General features: G+C 46.9%; 12 protein-coding genes, 1 tRNA gene and 2 pseudogenes. 9 read left to right on the plus strand and 6 right to left on the minus strand.

Annotated elements, in window-relative coordinates:
* The first annotated feature begins 110 nt into the window (after window positions 1-110).
* A complete protein-coding gene (locus LC084_RS04460; protein ID WP_226569710.1) occupies window positions 111-1373 on the plus strand; it encodes an alginate lyase family protein in 1263 nt (420 codons plus the stop codon).
* A 455-nt stretch (window positions 1374-1828) separates the two neighbouring features.
* Window positions 1829-2542, plus strand: coding sequence for a FadR/GntR family transcriptional regulator (locus LC084_RS04465; protein ID WP_226569712.1), 714 nt, complete (start codon window positions 1829-1831; stop codon window positions 2540-2542).
* 241 nt (window positions 2543-2783) lie between these two features.
* Here LC084_RS04465 and LC084_RS04470 read toward each other — a convergent pair whose 3' ends face one another.
* Complete coding sequence (locus LC084_RS04470) at window positions 2784-2939, minus strand: hypothetical protein (RefSeq protein ID WP_226569713.1); 156 nt, start codon at window positions 2937-2939, stop codon at window positions 2784-2786.
* A 24-nt stretch (window positions 2940-2963) separates the two neighbouring features.
* On the opposite strand from LC084_RS04470, the gene LC084_RS04475 reads away from it, so the two are divergent.
* Window positions 2964-4865, plus strand: coding sequence for a sodium:solute symporter family transporter (locus tag LC084_RS04475; protein WP_226569715.1), 1902 nt, complete (start codon window positions 2964-2966; stop codon window positions 4863-4865).
* 623 nt (window positions 4866-5488) lie between these two features.
* Here LC084_RS04475 and LC084_RS04480 read toward each other — a convergent pair.
* The 4 genes from LC084_RS04480 to LC084_RS04495 form a co-directional block, all read right to left on the minus strand.
* Entirely contained in the window at window positions 5489-6370 is an 882-nt protein-coding gene (locus LC084_RS04480) for an NAD(P)-dependent oxidoreductase (RefSeq protein WP_226569717.1), read from the minus strand.
* A 729-nt stretch (window positions 6371-7099) separates the two neighbouring features.
* Window positions 7100-7187: transfer RNA gene (locus tag LC084_RS04485), tRNA-Ser, on the minus strand.
* A 304-nt stretch (window positions 7188-7491) separates the two neighbouring features.
* Complete coding sequence (locus LC084_RS04490) at window positions 7492-7665, minus strand: hypothetical protein (RefSeq protein WP_226569719.1); 174 nt, start codon at window positions 7663-7665, stop codon at window positions 7492-7494.
* Window positions 7666-7935: 270 nt separating this feature from the next.
* On the minus strand, window positions 7936-8157 hold the full coding sequence (locus LC084_RS04495; protein WP_226569721.1) for a hypothetical protein: 222 nt from the start codon (window positions 8155-8157) through the stop codon (window positions 7936-7938).
* Here LC084_RS04495 and LC084_RS04500 point away from each other — a divergent pair.
* The 3 genes and pseudogenes from LC084_RS04500 to LC084_RS23320 all read left to right on the plus strand — a co-directional run.
* Window positions 8099-11806, plus strand: a pseudogene (locus tag LC084_RS04500) (polymorphic toxin type 25 domain-containing protein); the annotation flags it as partial. The gene LC084_RS04495 and the pseudogene LC084_RS04500 overlap by 59 nt on opposite strands.
* A gap of 4 nt (window positions 11807-11810) precedes the next feature.
* Complete coding sequence (locus tag LC084_RS04505) at window positions 11811-12266, plus strand: hypothetical protein (protein ID WP_226569726.1); 456 nt, start codon at window positions 11811-11813, stop codon at window positions 12264-12266.
* A 161-nt stretch (window positions 12267-12427) separates the two neighbouring features.
* Window positions 12428-12658 carry a DUF6911 family protein gene (locus LC084_RS23320; protein WP_404808325.1) on the plus strand — a complete coding sequence of 77 codons (231 nt, stop codon included), beginning with the start codon at window positions 12428-12430 and terminating at the stop codon, window positions 12656-12658.
* Window positions 12659-13380: 722 nt separating this feature from the next.
* Here the strand turns inward: LC084_RS23320 and LC084_RS23325 are convergent.
* Window positions 13381-13531: pseudogene (locus tag LC084_RS23325) on the minus strand (Tn3 family transposase); the annotation flags it as partial.
* 81 nt (window positions 13532-13612) lie between these two features.
* Between LC084_RS23325 and LC084_RS04515 the strand changes: the two are divergent.
* The 3 genes from LC084_RS04515 to LC084_RS04525 all read left to right on the plus strand — a co-directional run bounded on the left by LC084_RS04515 (window position 13613) and on the right by LC084_RS04525 (window position 16918).
* The gene (locus LC084_RS04515) at window positions 13613-14500 is read left to right on the plus strand and encodes a LysR family transcriptional regulator (protein WP_226569728.1); all 888 of its coding nucleotides are present in this window, start codon (window positions 13613-13615) and stop codon (window positions 14498-14500) included.
* Window positions 14501-14738: 238 nt separating this feature from the next.
* The gene (locus LC084_RS04520; protein WP_226569730.1) at window positions 14739-15068 is read left to right on the plus strand and encodes a DUF485 domain-containing protein; all 330 of its coding nucleotides are present in this window, start codon (window positions 14739-14741) and stop codon (window positions 15066-15068) included.
* Window positions 15069-15070: 2 nt separating this feature from the next.
* Window positions 15071-16918: a solute symporter family protein gene (locus LC084_RS04525; protein WP_226569732.1), complete on the plus strand. Its 1848-nt coding sequence runs from the start codon at window positions 15071-15073 to the stop codon at window positions 16916-16918.
* The last annotated feature ends 4 nt before the right edge of the window (window positions 16919-16922 follow it).

Below are 16922 nucleotides of genomic sequence, written 5' to 3' on the forward strand. Positions count from 1 at the left end.
CTGGGGAATGCAGCCTGCTTCCAGAGACATTGCAATTAGACTTTTGTCACAGACCAACGCTTTCTATTGATGTATTTGTATTATTTTATTATCAATAAAAGGGACTTAACATGACTAAACTTTTCAGCTATCGGAACCTTGCGACTTGCATCGGTGCCATTCTGGTTAGTAACAATACCCTGGCCGCCAACTTTGTATTTCTTGATGAAGCTATGTTGGAGCAAAACCGCACTGTTTTACAGTCAAATCAAGCAAGTACTTCAATGAAACAGGCTTTCGAACGTTTAATTGAAGAAGCTGACGTGGCTATGCAGGATGGGCCTTTCACAGTGACGGATAAAATCATGATGCCACCAAGTGGCAGTAAAAATGATTATCTGAGTATCAGTCCATACTGGTGGCCTGATGAGTCAAAAGCCGATGGACTGCCCTGGATTCGCCGGGATGGTAAAACGAATCCAGCATCTAAAACCACAGAAACCGACTCAAACCGAATAGGCCACTTTACGCGTTCTGTGCGCGCACTTGCTTTAGCTTACTATTTTAGCCAGGACGAGAAGTATGCTCGGCAAGGTATTGATTACGTTAGAGTCTGGTTCATGAATGATAAAACTAAGATGAACCCTAATGTCAATTATGGCCAGGGGGTGCCAGGGATTGCCGAAGGGCGGCGCAGTGGCATTATTGATACACGTGGCCTGGCAGAGCGTATGCTGGATTCAATTGCAATTCTTTCTCTCTCACCAGCCTGGACCAACGAAGATGAGCAGCGAATTACACAGTGGTATAGCGAATACCTGAACTGGTTGATTGTTGATGACTTGTCTGGCGGGCCTGCAGGTGAAGCGTATTCTGAAAATAACCATGGGACGTGGTACGACTACCAGGTTGCCAGTATTTCGTATTTTCTGGGCAACGAGGCGCTTGCAAAGCAAATGGTAGAAAAAGGAAAAATGCGGGTAGATACTCAGTTTGAGAAGGACGGCTCACAACCTCATGAAATCGCGCGTACTCGTGCTTATCATTACCATTACTTTAACCTGGATTCATTAGTTGGTATTGCCCAAATTGGAGACAAGCTGGGTATTGATCTCTGGCAGTATGAAAATAAAAAAGGCGGTTCTCTGGCGAAGGGGATCCAATTGATGGCTTCATTTCAGAACCCAGCCTCTCATTGGCCATATAGTGCTCAGGATAACCCGCGCCGGGTTGAGCGTATGGCGCCCATTTACCTGAAAGCAGGTGTGGCGATGAATAAACCTGAATGGATAAAATTAGCGAAAGATACTGATTTCGAACGTTTTACCGTGCAGAAACATCTGGCTGAAGTGTGGGCGCAACGGGATATCGAATTACTCTATGTGCAGCACTAGAATTTAGCCGAAATGCGAGAATACTTGTTGTGGCAGGAACCCGGAAAGCAAGCTTCGTCTACTTATGCGGGTTCACGATCTCGTGTTTTTTAATGTTTTGAATTATATAGAGTTACCTGTTTCTTTGGTGGTAGAGATGCCGTATACAAAACAGCGGGTAACTCTAAAACGTCTGGCCATGATAATCACCGCATCAGTATTTTATCGTGAGAAATTAATATTGTAGTATTTTTTGAACGCTAATTTACCCATACAGGGTATGAAAATTGTTAAAATAGTAGATTGGAATGTGATCATAATAAACCAATTTCATTGGAAACAGGATTTATAAAATAACATTAACTGGTTGATATATATGGTTATATTTTCCATTCCAGTAAACACTGCTTGGTGTGCTACATCTGGAATGCTATAGTTACACTTAAATAATACATATCTAACTACTAAGTGATTATATGTCTGGTGAATTTCATTCTATTTCTGGCTCTAAAAGAAGCCTGCATGTACAAGTAGCGCGCGAAATTGCCCGTAGCATTTTATCCGGGAAGATTACACAAGGGTCAATTCTTCCTGGCGAGATGGTTTTGTGTGAACAGTTCGGCATCAGTCGCACTGCGTTGCGCGAAGCAGTAAAGCTACTCACTTCTAAGGGTTTATTAGAGTCACGCCCTAAAGTGGGGACGCGTGTGGTAAACCGTGCCTATTGGAATTTCCTGGATTCCCAATTGATAGAATGGATGGATGGGCTCACAGAAACAGACCATTTCTGCCATCAGTTTTTAGGGTTGCGCCGTGCTATAGAGCCGGAGGCTTGCGCTCTTGCGGCTAAGAATGCAACAGCTGAACAACGTATTCAGCTTTCCGAAGCATTTCAAGAAATGGCAGAAGTCGCTGAATCTGCTGAATTGGATAAAAGACGTTGGATGGAAGTTGACATTCGTTTCCACAGCATCATTTTTAATTCCACTGGGAATGATTTTTTTCTGCCTTTTGGGCATGTTTTGACAACGATGTTTATCAACTTCATTGCTCATTCTTCAGAAGAAGGCAGCACTTGTATTAATGAACATCGCCAAATTTACGAAGCAATCATGGCTGGCAATGCTGACAAGGCACGCCAGGCATCAGTTAACCATTTGCTTGATTCAAAACATCGTTTGTCTTCATGACAACAGACTGTGCCATGGTTGAACAGTGACCATGGCAATAGTTTCTTCCAGATAAACTATTCTGACACCCACCTTTGTTAATGCTTCCGGTGTTGTTTCGCTGTGTGCCCTTTCGTCATTTCAATGAGTCCATGTTAACTGCTTTCGGGACAGGGCCGTTCAGACAGAAGAGCGTAATTGTTGCTTGTGTTGTCTGTGGTCGTTTTCCAGGTGCGTACTTATTTTGTCTCAGGTTCGTTAATTACAACATACTGTAGGCCTCACATGTAATAACCGGGATTTCAACAACCTGTTTCACAACAGTTCCTTCTTGCCGTACACCAGGTTTTAGCATGGCAACTATCATCCATTCACACATGCCGAGACGCACAGAGCCGGGGATACTTAACTCAGTCATTAATTTCAGATCCTGATCACTTGTATGATTATTTGCATCTATCATTATGCCTTTCCTGTCACGAATTTGAGTTATAATACTACAAATAGAGTTGATAATAGTTACTATACGGTAGCTGTTAAACAACTATCAAAGGTCATCAAGATGGAACTGAATACCCTTATTGTAGGCATCTATTTCCTATTCTTAATTGCAATAGGTTGGATGTTCAGAACGTTTACAAGTACCACCAGCGATTATTTTCGCGGTGGGGGCAACATGCTTTGGTGGATGGTCGGTGCAACTGCGTTTATGACACAGTTCTCGGCATGGACATTTACAGGTGCAGCAGGTAAAGCATACAGCGATGGTTTCTCTGTCACGATGATCTTTCTTGCTAATGCATTCGGCTATTTCATGAATTACGCCTATTTCGCGCCTAAATTCCGGCAATTACGTGTTGTTACAGTAATAGAAGCAATAAAAATGCGTTTTGGCACGACAAACGAGCAAGTGTTTACCTGGTCGTCCATGCCTAACAGCGTTGTATCTGCCGGTGTGTGGTTAAATGCGCTGGCTATTATTGCATCAGGTATTTTTGGTTTTGATATGACAGCGACAATCTGGATAACCGGTTTGGTTGTACTTGCCATGTCAGTAACTGGCGGTTCATGGGCTGTCATTGCATCAGATTTTATGCAAATGGTCATCATCATGGCGGTAACAATTACATGTGCTGTCGTGGCGGTAGTGCAGGGCGGTGGTGTTGGTAACATAATGTCTAATTTCCCTGTTGCAGACGGAGGCTCTTTTATTGCAGGTAACAATCTTAATTACCTGAGTATTTTTGGTATCTGGGCATTTGTTATCTTTGTTAAGCAGTTCTCTATTACAAATAATATGTTGAACTCTTACCGTTATCTTGCTGCAAAGGATTCGAAAAATGCCAAAAAAGCAGCATTACTTGCCTGTGTTCTCATGTCTGGTGGTGTATTTGTTTGGTTTATGCCTGCCTGGTTTATTGCCAGCCAGGGTGTTGATTTAGCAGCATCGTACCCTGAAGCAGGTAGCAAAGCAGGGGACTTCGCTTATCTTTATTTTGTTCAAGAATACATGCCAGCGGGAATGGTTGGGTTATTAGTTGCGGCAATGTTTGCAGCAACAATGTCTTCAATGGACTCTGGTCTGAACCGTAATTCAGGCATTTTTGTTAAAAACTTCTATGAAACGGTTGTACGTAAAGGTAAAGCATCAGAAAAAGAGCTGGTCGCGGTATCTAAAGTAACGTCAGCCGTATTTGGTATTGCAATAATCCTCATAGCGCAGTTTATTAACTCTCTGAAAGGCCTTAGCTTATTTGACACAATGATGTATGTTGGCGCGTTAATTGGCTTCCCAATGACTATCCCGGCATTCTTAGGTTTCTTTATCAAAAAGACACCTGACTGGGCTGGATGGGGTACGCTGATTGTGGGGGGGATTGTCTCTTATGTGGTCGGCTTTGTTATTACCGCTGATATGGTTTCATCAGTTTTTGGCCTTGAGAAATTGACCAGCCGTGAGTGGGCTGATGTTAAAGTTGCAATTGGCCTGGTCGCTCATATCGTTCTGACTGGCGGTTTTTTCATCCTGTCAACCATGTTCTATAAGCCGCTGAATGACAAGCGTCAGGCAGATGTTGATAAGTTTTTTGAAAACCTGTCAACACCACTTATTGCTGAGTCTGTACAACAGAAGAAACTTGATAACAAGCAACGGCAAATGCTCGGTAAACTTATCGCAGTAGCCGGTGTTGGTGTTATGTTCATGGCTTTGTTATCTAACCCGGTTTGGGGGCGTTTGGTCTTTATCTTGTGCGGTGCAATTATTAGTGGCATTGGTTTGTTGCTGGTTAAAGCAGTGGATTCAAATGTCGAAAAAGTTTCAGCGCCAGTGTCAGAAAGTTAATATTTAAAACACATTACTCTCTTTACGAAGCCAGTTGCTTTAATTAGCTGCTGGCTTTTTTTTGAGTGCAAGCCCCAGCCAGTGAGAGCAGATAAAGAACTGGCTATATGCCACAAAGAACGCGCCTGACAGATATCATGTGAATTGGCCGCGTTACAAGTTAAACAACAAAGGATTCCCGTGAGAAAGCAGAAGGGTTAATCACCCATAATAATGGCGCTGTAAATATTCATACAAATACCCTGTACAGGTGTTTATGGCCGAAAAAGCAGAGCTACCGGTATCAAGCATATAAGCAGCACTGCCGAATACAGAAAGGCTACCCAGATAAATATGGGCACTGTTGTCTGTATACTGCAGGGTATTAATAAGGATTATCTGGAGTGGGAAAGACGTTGGTTTTTCTGTTAATAAATGAGAGGCGTTAAATTGAAAACAGATATTGAGAGGCCTTGATTCTGGGTATATAGCGTATAGACCAGCAAACTTACAACGCAATGACCACTGTGGTTCAAAATAATTCTGGCTGGGGGAGGGGAGTATTAAAACAGTAGTAACAGCATTACTTCATGAAAAGTAGAAAAGCCCTGTTACTGGGCTTTTCTACTGAGGTATTTCTGTTATTAAGCGTTGAGTTCAGAAAAGTAGTCGAAAATAACAGGTACATCGTGCTGCCCGAGCCCTTTATCAACAGCAGCTTGCAGGCTTTTAGCTGTACCCTCTGCGATTAAGGATTCAGTACCGAGGTCCTTAACCATTTCAAGGAAGTAACCCAGATCTTTGTTTGCGTTAGCAATAGAGAAACCAAGCTTTTCTTCACCATCGACGGCGTAGAATTTGCAAAACTGCATAAACGGAGAATTGGACGGGCCTGCAGACATAATATCAAACAGTTGTTGACCATCAACACCTGCACGCTTCGCGACAGCAAAAGCCTGAGACATTGTGGCAACAGTGGTCATACCCATAAAGTTATTGACCAATTTAGTTACGTGCCCGGAGCCTGGCGCACCTAAATAGAATACGTTCTCGCCTTGCTCGTTCAGTATGGGTTTCACTTTGTTGAATGTGTCAATATCGCCAGCAGCCATAATGTTCAGAAGACCCTCTTTCGCATGCGCGGGAGTACGGCCTAAAGGTGCATCGATCATACCCGCACCAATTGCGGCAAGATCTGCACCTATCTTCTTCGTAGAAGCTGGAATAGATGTACCGAAATCGATGAGCGTTTTACCTTCCGACATACCGGCCAGAATACCTGTATCACCGTATACGACTTTTTCTACAACTTCAGACGTGGTCAGGCATAGCATAACGATGTCGCTTTTCTCTGCGAGAGCCTTACCTGAGGTTGCTTCAGATGCGTTGCCACGAGCCAGAACGGCGGCAACAGCTTCTTTGTTGAGGTCCATTACGTTAACTTCGTAGCCACGATTTTGTAAGTTTTCAACCATGTTGCCGCCCATCAGACCCAGGCCGATAAAACCAATGACAGGTTTAGTCATTTTATCTCCAAATGTGATATTGTATGATTATATTATTTTAATGATAATGTCCATTATGAAATTTGCAATCGAAAATGATGAGCCCTAAGACCTAGAGCACAGTTTTTTAGCTTAAGAGGTAAACGCGCCCTGGTTTCTTAGCCGACAGCCAGGCGTTGTTGCCAGGAAAAACGTCTGTGTATGAGCAGGTTTGCGAACAGGGCAGGCAATACACCAGCAGGTGGAATATGAACGGAAAGGGTAAAGAAATAGCGATGAGCTTATTATTCAGGCCTTAACACTTTCAACAAAACGCCTGTTTACAAGCCACATTTGAGTGATGTATTCCCCAAAATAATTCGCCGTGCAGGAAGGCGGCAGCGCAGAGAGTTGCCGGGAGCTTACTGGAGTAAGTGACCGGTGCGAACGAGCACAGCCAGTGTAGCTACAGTGTGAACGCAGCAAGGAATAGCTAGTGAGAGTAGTGTGCCGGTCTTAAAACTGGTAACAACCATCTGTTTACAAGCCACATTTGAGTGATGTATTCCCCAAAATAATTCGCCGTGCAGGAAGGCGGCAGCGCAGAGAGTTGCCGGGAGCTTACTGGAGTAAGTGACCGGTGCGAACGAGCACAGCCAACGCACCTGCAGGGTGAAGTATGCAGGGGAATGGCGAGGGTTCTCACCCTCCCTCGGGGAATTTCAGGCAATAAAAAAGCCTGTACGTGAGTACAGGCTCTTCTATGAAAGATGGCGGTGAGGGAGGGATTCGAACCCTCGATACGTTGCCGTATACACACTTTCCAGGCGTGCTCCTTCAGCCTCTCGGACACCTCACCAAATTTTTGTGTTACTGCGTGAGCAGCAACGGTGCGCTACTATAGGGAGTCATCCCCACACGGTCAAGAAGAATTTAGGGTTTACATACCGTTCGGTTAAAGCGCGAGCAAATCAGCGTTTATCTGGATTTACCACACAACCAGCCAGGAGAGCGGAACAGAACAGTGCCAGCAAAAAGACTATAAGGTAATGGGGTAGGAAATAAAAAAAGGCGAAGTTCGTGCAGGCAAATGCCCCACAAAACCTCGTCCGGTGTTATTAACGGGAAGTGATTACAGGTGTGCAGTAACCTGACTTGGTTGGCTAGTCATCATAAAAACCATGCAGGTCCTCAATGGGCTGAGTGGATTCTTCACTCCAGAGCGTCAGCCTTAATTCTCGTATTTTCATTGCCAGTGCTTCCGCTTCGTCATCCATCACGGTATCCGGAAACTTGTCGGTACTGTACTTGCCTGGGATTGCAGGAAAAAACATCACATAGTCCTCCGCAGATCACTGGAAGGGTTAGCATGGCGGACTTATGTGTGAAAACGATGACAGTGACGTGATGGTTTTAATGCAATAAATGAAATCCACAACCCAAACGGGATCAAGTACTGATTTACCTGCTTATATTGATGTTCTTTTAGGTCCTACCAATATGATTGCCCAGGATGTTGTCAGGACCCTGGAGCCATTCCTTCATCTGATCTGAAATCGTTCCTTTCCTGGGCCAAAGCGAGTGATGATTTTATTCGCTATACGCTCTCAGACGGTACCTCTGAAACCCAGGATAACGGCGAACTCTACCGCGCTGTTATTCAGGCAGGCGGAATTATCACTGCCAGTTTCACCAATAATCTCAGCAACACCACCTCTGGTGCCGGGCATGTTGGTACCACCATCGCCACCCCAACCCTTCCGGCACTGAGCCAGCATTACTGCAGAGGATGGCCTGGCGCTGTCTGCCGGGAAAAATATTACGGTCACCGGCGCAACGCTCACGTCCGGGGGCGATATGTTAATGCAGGCCTGGGGCGATATTGCAGTGAATGCCCAACAGGTTGATGACCAGTACACCACGTCTGGTTTACGTGGCCGCAAGGATACCAATAACGCATCGGTTACCTGGCAGGGCAGTAACGTAACCGCCGGGGGTAACCTTAGCGTGCAGGCAGGGCATGACCTCACCCTTGCTGCCAGCGATGTGAATGCCGGAGGCAGTGCGCAACTGGCTGCCGCAAATGATCTCAACCTGAACAGTGGGCAAACCAGCAAAAATACCCGTAATGGTGCGTCTGAAACCCACAGCACCGGGCTGGACCGCACCACGGTTTCTGCGGGTAATAACCTGGTCCTGCAGGCCGGGCAGGATATTAACGCGCACTCTGCGGCACTGGCGGCTGAGCAGGGTGTTGGCCTGCAGGCCGGGCGGGATGTCAACCTGCTGGCAGATGAAACCACTCAGGGCGACAGCTACCGCACCAAAAAGAAAACCGTGATTAACGACCAGGTGCGCCAGCAGGGCACTGAAATCGCCAGCGGTGGTAACACCGTGGTCATCGCCGGGCGTGATGTGAACAGCCAGGCGGCGCAGGTGACTGCCCAGGGAGATATTGGCGTACAGGCTGTCAACGATATCAACCTGGGGACTGCAACTGAAAGTGATTATCACTACCAGGAAGAAACAAAAAAGAAAAAAGGTTTTCTCAGTAAAACAACCACCCATACGATTTCAGAGCAAAGTGCCACCCGTGAAACAGGCTCACTGTTAAGTGGAGATAATGTCAGTGTCAGTAGCGGGCATGATCTGCTGGTGCAGGGTTCTTCGGTGGTGGGCGATGGCGCAGTGTCACTTGCTGCCAGTAATAATGTTGATATCACGGCAGCGACGAACACCGACACAAACTGGCAGTTTAAAGAGAAGAAGAAAAGCGGCCTGATGAGCTCCGGCGGAATCGGCTTTACGATTGGCAGCACGAAAACCAAACAGGACCTGAAAGAGAAGGGCACCACTCAGAGCCAGAGTACCAGCATCATCGGCAGCAACGGCGGCGATGTAACGATCACTGCCGGTAATCAACTCCATATTGCCGGTTCGGATGTGGTGGCCGGGCAGGACCTGGCCCTGAAGGGCGACAGTGTGGTTATTGACCCGGGACACGACAAACGTACCACTGACCAGACGTTTGAGCAGAAAAGCAGTGGGCTGACGGTGGCGCTTACGGGAGCTGTAATTGATGCTGTAAATAGTGCCGTCAGCACAGCTCAGGCTGCCAGCAAACAAAGCGACTCCCGGCTTGCCGCACTTCAGGCGACGAAATCGGTACTTTCAGGTGTTCAGGCGGTTCAGGCTAATTCTGTAGCGAATGCCACCGGACAGCCGGATGCGGGAATACATGTCAGTGTGTCTCTCAGTACGCAGAAATCAAAATCCACACAGCATCAGGAATCGGACACAGTCACCGGCTCAACCCTGAATGCCGGGAAAAATCTGTCTGTTGAAGCGACAGGCCGACAACAGCAGAGTAACAGTGGTGATATCGTCATAGCTGGCAGCCATGTGAAAGCAGCCGGAGACACCAGCCTGAAAGCTGAGCGGGATATCATTCTCACTGCAGCGGCAAATACCCAGAAGACAACGGGCAGCAACAGCAGCAGTGGTGGTGGTGTGGGTGTGAGCATTGGTGCCGGGCAGGGTGGTGTTGGTATCAGTGTGTTCGCAAGTGTCAATGCGGCGAAAGGGCATGAGAAAGGTGATGGTACGGACTGGACAGAGACCACTCTGGACAGTGGTGGAAAAGTTTCTGTGTCCGGCGGCAGGGATACCACACTTACCGGGGCTCAGGTTAATGGGAATCAGGTCACAGTTGATACAGGCCGTAATCTGACCATTACCAGTCTGCAGGACAGCAACAACTATGACTCCAAACAAAGCAGTGTCAGTGCCGGAGGGAGTTTTACCTTTGGTTCAATGAGCGGTTCTGGCTATATCAACTTCAGCCAGGACAAAATGCACAGCATTTACGACAGTGTGGCCGAGCAGAGCGGTATTTTCGCGGGAGAAGGAGGCTTTAGTGTTACCACCGGAAACCATACACAGCTGAATGGTGGTGCAATAGCCAGCACAGCTTCGGCGGCAGATAATCATCTGGATACCGGCACTCTGGGGTTCAGCGATATAGTCAATAAGGCAGATTATAACGTTTCACATACCGGTGGCGGGTTCAGCTCGTCCGGCAGTATCGGTGGTCAGTTTGCCGGTAACATGGCAACCACTCTATTATCCGGCATGAGCAGTTCAGGGCACGCAGAAGGCACCACGCAGGCTGTTGTCAGTCAGGGAACAATTACCGTACGGGACAGCTCAGGTCAGCAGCAGGACCTGAGTGGTCTGCAACGTGATGTGACAAAAGCTAACGATGCCATCAGTCCGATATTTGACAAGGAGAAGGAGCAGAACCGCCTGCAGGCTGTGCAAATGATTGGCGAAATCGGCTCTCAGGTTGGTGATATTGCCAGAACAGAAGGGCAGCTTCGTGCCATAGAGGCGGGTAAGGCCGAACTGGCCAAAAATGGAACTAAAGAGCCGGAGGAAGGAGCAAGTCAGGATGAATGGAATAGATACAATAAGTCAGTTGAAAATACAGAAAGTTATAAATCAACAGCGCAACGGTATGGTACGGGCAGTGACCTGCAACGGGCGATTACTGCTGCCACTGCGGCAATAAGTGGCCTGGCGAGTGGTAATATAAGCAGTTCGGTGGCTGGCGCAGCAGCGCCGTATATTGCGAATGAAATAGGGAAATACATCACCCCGAACAGTGCGATAGCAGGTGTCATGGCGCATGCGGTGGTGAACGCTGCCCTTGCACGGGCACAGGGGCAGAACGCACTGGTGAGTGCAACCGGCGCAGCAGCCGGTGAAGCGACAGGGATATTACTGGCGCAGGAGATATATGGAAAACGCCCAGAAGCGCTGACGGAGTCAGAACGGCAGACAATCAGTGCATTATCGACCCTGACAGCAGGTCTGGCTGGCGGGCTTGCAGGGAACAGCACAGGTTCGGTAGTATCAGGCGCTCAGGCCGGGAAGACGACGGTTGAGAATAATGCAATGTCTGGGCTTGTGCCGTCTCGCGTACAGCAGGATGCATCTCTGGCTTTTGATCTCGGTAGTAAAGGGGTCACTGACGATGAAATTATCAAAGCGGTAGACAAATCACATATCGATCCGTCATTAGGGGATACTGCAAAAATTCATGGGGATGTAAAGGGTCAGGTCGCTGGAGGTTATGTCGCAGGTGGATATCTGGAAGGTGTGCTTTCAGAGGATAAATTTGCAATTAATGCTGGGGTTACTAAGGTGTTAGGCTGGCGTGCAGATGCGTCTGCCGGTTTGACTTTTGGACCTTACCCGATTAAAGATTTCAATTCTACCTATGATTATTCTGGTGCCATATCGGCAGGTATTTTTTCATTTGAAGGGAGTATTGGTAAAGACGGCATTGGTGGCTCTTTCAGAGTTGGTGGAGGAATTGGTGCGAGTATCCGACAAAGTGAAAACAGTAGCAACCAACCAGAGATTAACGGTTCTGGTAGTACCGAACTAATCTCCTGGCCTATCAAAAAGGACTAACCAAATGATTTATGTGTTGTTAGGCATTGCACTTTCTGCTTTTGCCGTCGGAACGGTCATGTTTTATCGGTTTAGTAAAGTGACAGGAAGAAGCGTCCAATCACCTTTTACCCCGATGTATTTTTTTGATGCGCTCTTTTTTGGACTGAGCAGTAAACGTGAGATGAACATTGCTGCCTGTTCTTTTATGGTCTTTTTACTGAGCATTTGGGGGATCACCTATTTAAAATTGCGGACCAATTTTTGGGGGAGCCCTGAAAGTTATTTTGGTTTAGGGATTGCAGGGATTTTTTTTCTGATAATGCATTGCCGCTATGGTGCAAAGGATGTTGTTATCAAAAAAGATGGCCTTGCACCAATGAGGGAGTTAACCAATATCCGTCGGTCTGGCCTCACCAGCCCATTTTTGTGGTTAAGTCGGGCTGGGTACCTCGGATGTTTAATTGGCATGATACGCTGACGCAGTTTACTGAAATCTGCGATTAATCCCAATTCATCTGGTTGGGATTGTTGTTGAGAATAACTACCTGAGTGTGTCGGATAAGACAGAGCCTGGACTGGCAAAACAGACAATTAAGAACAGCAAAGACCCAGTAGAGCGCGAGAAATCTCAGCAGAAATATGACGAACTGCTTGAGAAAAACATTGCCAGTAATAATCACGTTAGGTGAAATCCTTGAAGACGAATATCAAGTAAGGACTTGCTGGGATACTTCTAAGCCTGATGCTGGAATAATGATACTTGGTGATTACTGGCCAGCAAGTCAGCTTACAAAAAATTATGACCTTGTTGTCAGGATCTTTAGGGAGTTCTTCGATACTGGCAACGTATCAAAAGAACTTCTTAATTGATATAAAAATCCCGCCCTCAGTTGGCGGGATTTTTTGCTCAGTAATTCTATTTGTTAATAACTGAATTCATCCCGGCAGGTTATTTTACAATGGCCTGCTTCTTACTTCTAAAGCCCCACAACCCTCGCAAGATTTTATCTTGCATGATTCTCCTTTTATTTTAATGAATTACGATTAATATAGGGTTGTATTTTTAACCCCGGATTAAAATATAGGGTCGTTGACGACTCTATGCAGACTCTCCCCTTGTGGTGTAAGCATATCTCTTTTTGTAAGCATACCTGTTTTAGTTCTATGCACTTTTTGAGATTTCCGGGGTTTCAGCCATCAGCCAGCGCTCTGTAATTTCCCGTGCTTCATCATCTTCGAAAAGTGAATCCAATTATTATGGTGAATTTGCAACAGGCAGCAATTTGAATGCCCCTGTCAATATTCAGCTTAATGCTTCAGATAATAAAGGTGTCGGGAATGCCTTAATCGGTGGTAGCCGCTCTGGATATCCAATAACTACCGCGATATTCATAATGAAGCAAAATCGGGCGGCAGCCAGTTTGGGCTGAGTCTGTCTGGCGGCGTTCAACAAAATGAAACATCAGGGCAATATAACGCCATGTCCGGGAGTACGCCATCAGCCACGCTTGCCATGGTTTCTGACAGTAGCGTCTTCGGTCCGAAAACGCGCGTCGGGGCAAAATGCCGCCAGCGTCAGAATGTACTGGCAAATGCCCCAGCATATTGATAGGCCTGTGCGCCAGGGGGTGACAGCCGGGTAAAATGTTCATCCTCCGGTGTTTTACCCGTTATTGTCCTTATATGCGAAAGTGCTTCCTGCATGTAGAGTGAGTTCCACAGCATCACAGCGTTATGTATTAATATCTGTATCCGTATTTTGGCGCAGCCACGTTAACTGACCATGGAACACTTATGCCCCCTTCAATGCCCGACTGGAACGATATGAGAATATTTCTGGAAGTTTATCGCAGTGGTAGCCTGTCGGCGGCCGCCAGGAAGTTGCGCATTGATGTTTCCACAGTATCACGCCACATTGCCAGTCTGGAAAAGGCGCTGTCAGCCCCGGTATTCCAGCGGTTGCCCTCCGGCCTGAAGGTAACCACGCGCGGGCGTGAAATTGTCAGCCATATTGAGTCAATGGAGTCACATTCACTGGCGATGGTCCAAACGGATAAAGCCATTCTCAGCGATTTGCCTGCCGGAGAAATCAGGATTGGTACGATGGAAGGTATTGCCTCATTTTATTTGGCCAGCCAAATTGGCAAGTTTAATGAAAAGTACCCCGACATTATGGTCGAGTTACTCACTTCACCTCATCAAGTACATGTGAACCGCCGCGAAGCTGATCTATTTCTTAGCTTTTATGCTCATGATGTTAAAGGGCTTGATATTCTCCCGGTAGGTAAATTCAGGCTGTATTTGTATGCCCATAGTGATTACTTGCAACAATATGGTGTCCCTGCAAACGTCAGTGATTTATCCCACCATAAATTCATCAGTTATATCGGCGACCTGATCCAACTTGATACCGTACGATGGCTTGATGATGCCATTAATAACCCGAAAATTATCTTTAGTTCCAGTAGTCTGGTAGCGCAAATGTTTGCAGCAGCCAGTGGGACAGGCATTGCGATGCTGCCTGAGTTTATGAAAGCAGAGCGATTTGGACTGCAGCGCGTGCTGGAGAACACGGTAGAAGTCAGCCGTGTCGTATGGCTTTCTGTTCACAGCGAACTTCGGTATCTGCCGAAGATGAAGGTATTCATCAACTTCTTACTGAATATATTCGAAAACGATTATCCAAACACACCAGGAATTCGTCTTGAATAGACGCATTGCACTTAAATAGTGCGGTTGCTATCGCGGAAAATATAAATTAACTCATTGTTTTTCAATTGGATAAGATATTAATGAGCCTGCTTTCCCTGTAGGAAACCTATTTATGAGTAGTTAATCCCATTCCTGGTGCATATTCACCTTTGCAAAAATGCAAAGGTGAATGCTAAATCACCAGTTTGTTGCAACTTTCCTCTTTGTTAGGATTTACGTACCAGATGAGGGGGTATGCATGCACAATGAAAAAAAAGTGACAGAACAGATAATTAATAATTTGTATTCATCCGCGGAGTTTAAATCATATAAAAACAATAAAGGTTTTACGGTTTTTACTCTAATGATTTTGACTTTCATTTTCTTTTTTTCACTACCGCTACTTAATTCGCTTTTCCCTGATGTGATGAAATACCAGATTGCAGGTTCATTTAATATCGGTTTGCTGTGGGTAATTCTTCAGTATCCATTGGGAGCTGCAATTGCATGGGGGTATGCAAAAAAGATGATGCATTATGACGATCCTGCATGGGTCAAACAATATCTGGAAGGTGGTGAGGCGAAATGAAAATGAAATGTCTTGTAGCTGCAATCATACTTTCTTTATTTTCTGCAACGGCGAATGCCGCCGATAATAGCATAGCCCAGCATCATAGCTTGATGACCTTTGCTATTTTTATCGTACTGTTTCTGGCCTCGCTGTCCATTACCTGGATAGCCTCACGGAAGAACAGTTCCGCCGGGGATTTCTATACCGCTGGGGGGCAAATTGGGCCGTTAAAGAACGGGCTGGCCATTGCCGGGGATTACCTCTCTGCGGCTGCGTTTCTGGGGGTTTCTGGCCTTATCGCACTGTATGGTTTTGATGGTGTGAACTATTTGATTGGTTTTTTTATCGCCTTTATTCCCGTGTTGTTACTGGTTGCGGAGCCATGCCGTAACCTTGGGCGTTATACCCTGGGCGACGTCCTGGCCTGGCGCAATGGTTTCAGGAGCACCAAGTTTGTTGCGGCAATCTCAAGCGTTATTGTGGCACTGTTCTATATGGTTCCGCAGATTGTAGGAGGCGCGGTGATCGTCAGAGCGCTGATTGGTATCCCTTATGAGATTTCCGTCATTGCGGTTGGCGTGCTAATGCTGATTTATGTTGCATTTGGCGGTATGCGTGCCACCACCACTGTGCAGGTCGTCAAAGCAGTGTTGCTGATATCCTGCTGCTTTATTTTGGTGGTGTTGTCCTGGCTACCTTTTAATTTTAACGGGCTGGCCTTCCTCAATACCCTGACCTCCGACCCGCGCCTGCAACACTATGTGATGACACTGGTCAGCGACCCGTCCTTCACCCCACAGGAAGCTGGGCAACGGTTTTTAGAGGCCGGGCTATACCTGAAAAAACCGCTTGAGCAGGTCTCACTCGGGTTGGCACTGCTGTTAGGCACAGCGGCAATGCCCCATGTTCTGATGCGCTTCTTTGCCGTGAGGAACGCGGTGGATGCCAGAAAATCTGTGTTGTGGAGCATGTTGTTCATCGGTGTCTGCCATCTGTTTATTATCGTGATTGGCTTTGCCTGTGCCCATTATCTCGGGGCGGATGCAGTCAAAGCTGCAGATAAAGGTGGCAACCTGGCAGCCCCTCTGCTTGCTCAGTATCTTGGGGGCGGCACGGACAGTTTGCTGGGGAATTTTATGCTGGCGCTGGTTGCGGCAATTTCATTCGCCACGATCGTTGCTGTTGTTGCCGGGCTGACACTGGCTGCCGCCTCCGCCATTGCGCATGATGTGTATGTCGGCACTATCAAAAATGGGGCTGCCACCGAGCGTCAGCAAGTTGCCGCCGCCAAAATAGCCACCGTATTGATGGCCGTTGTCGCTGTCATTGCGGGTATCGAAGCAAAAGGACAGAATGTTGCCCACCTGGTGGGTCTTGGCTACGCGGTCGCGGCATCGGCTAACCTGCCTGCGTTGGTGATGTCCCTCTACTGGCGGCGCTGTAACACCGCTGGCGTTATCGCGGGCATCGTCGGCGGCACTCTTCTGGCCATCTCAATGGTCATGATTTCACCATCGATGACCTACCCACTCCATCAACGCGCAATGCTGGAGAACCAGTTGAACACATTGGTTGCCAGTAACGACGGGTCACCTGCCACCTTAGCTAAGCGGAGCATGCTGGAAGCGCAGATTGCTGCAATACCGGACAATGCCACCAGTATTGTCGGGCTTAAAGCGCCACTGATCGAACTCAGTAACCCGGGCATTATTTCCGTACCGGCTGGTTTCCTGTTGGTTATCGTCTTCTCGCTTCTGTTCCGCGATGAACGTTCAGAACGTTTATGGAAAGAACTGGCTGTGCGCCGGGAACTGGGACCGAAACTGAATTTACTTTCTCACGTCAACGCGCTTCAGCGGAATGAATAAGGAC

This window comes from Mangrovibacter yixingensis (genome assembly GCF_020523985.1).
GTDB classification, from domain to species: Bacteria; Pseudomonadota; Gammaproteobacteria; order Enterobacterales; family Enterobacteriaceae; genus Mangrovibacter; species Mangrovibacter yixingensis.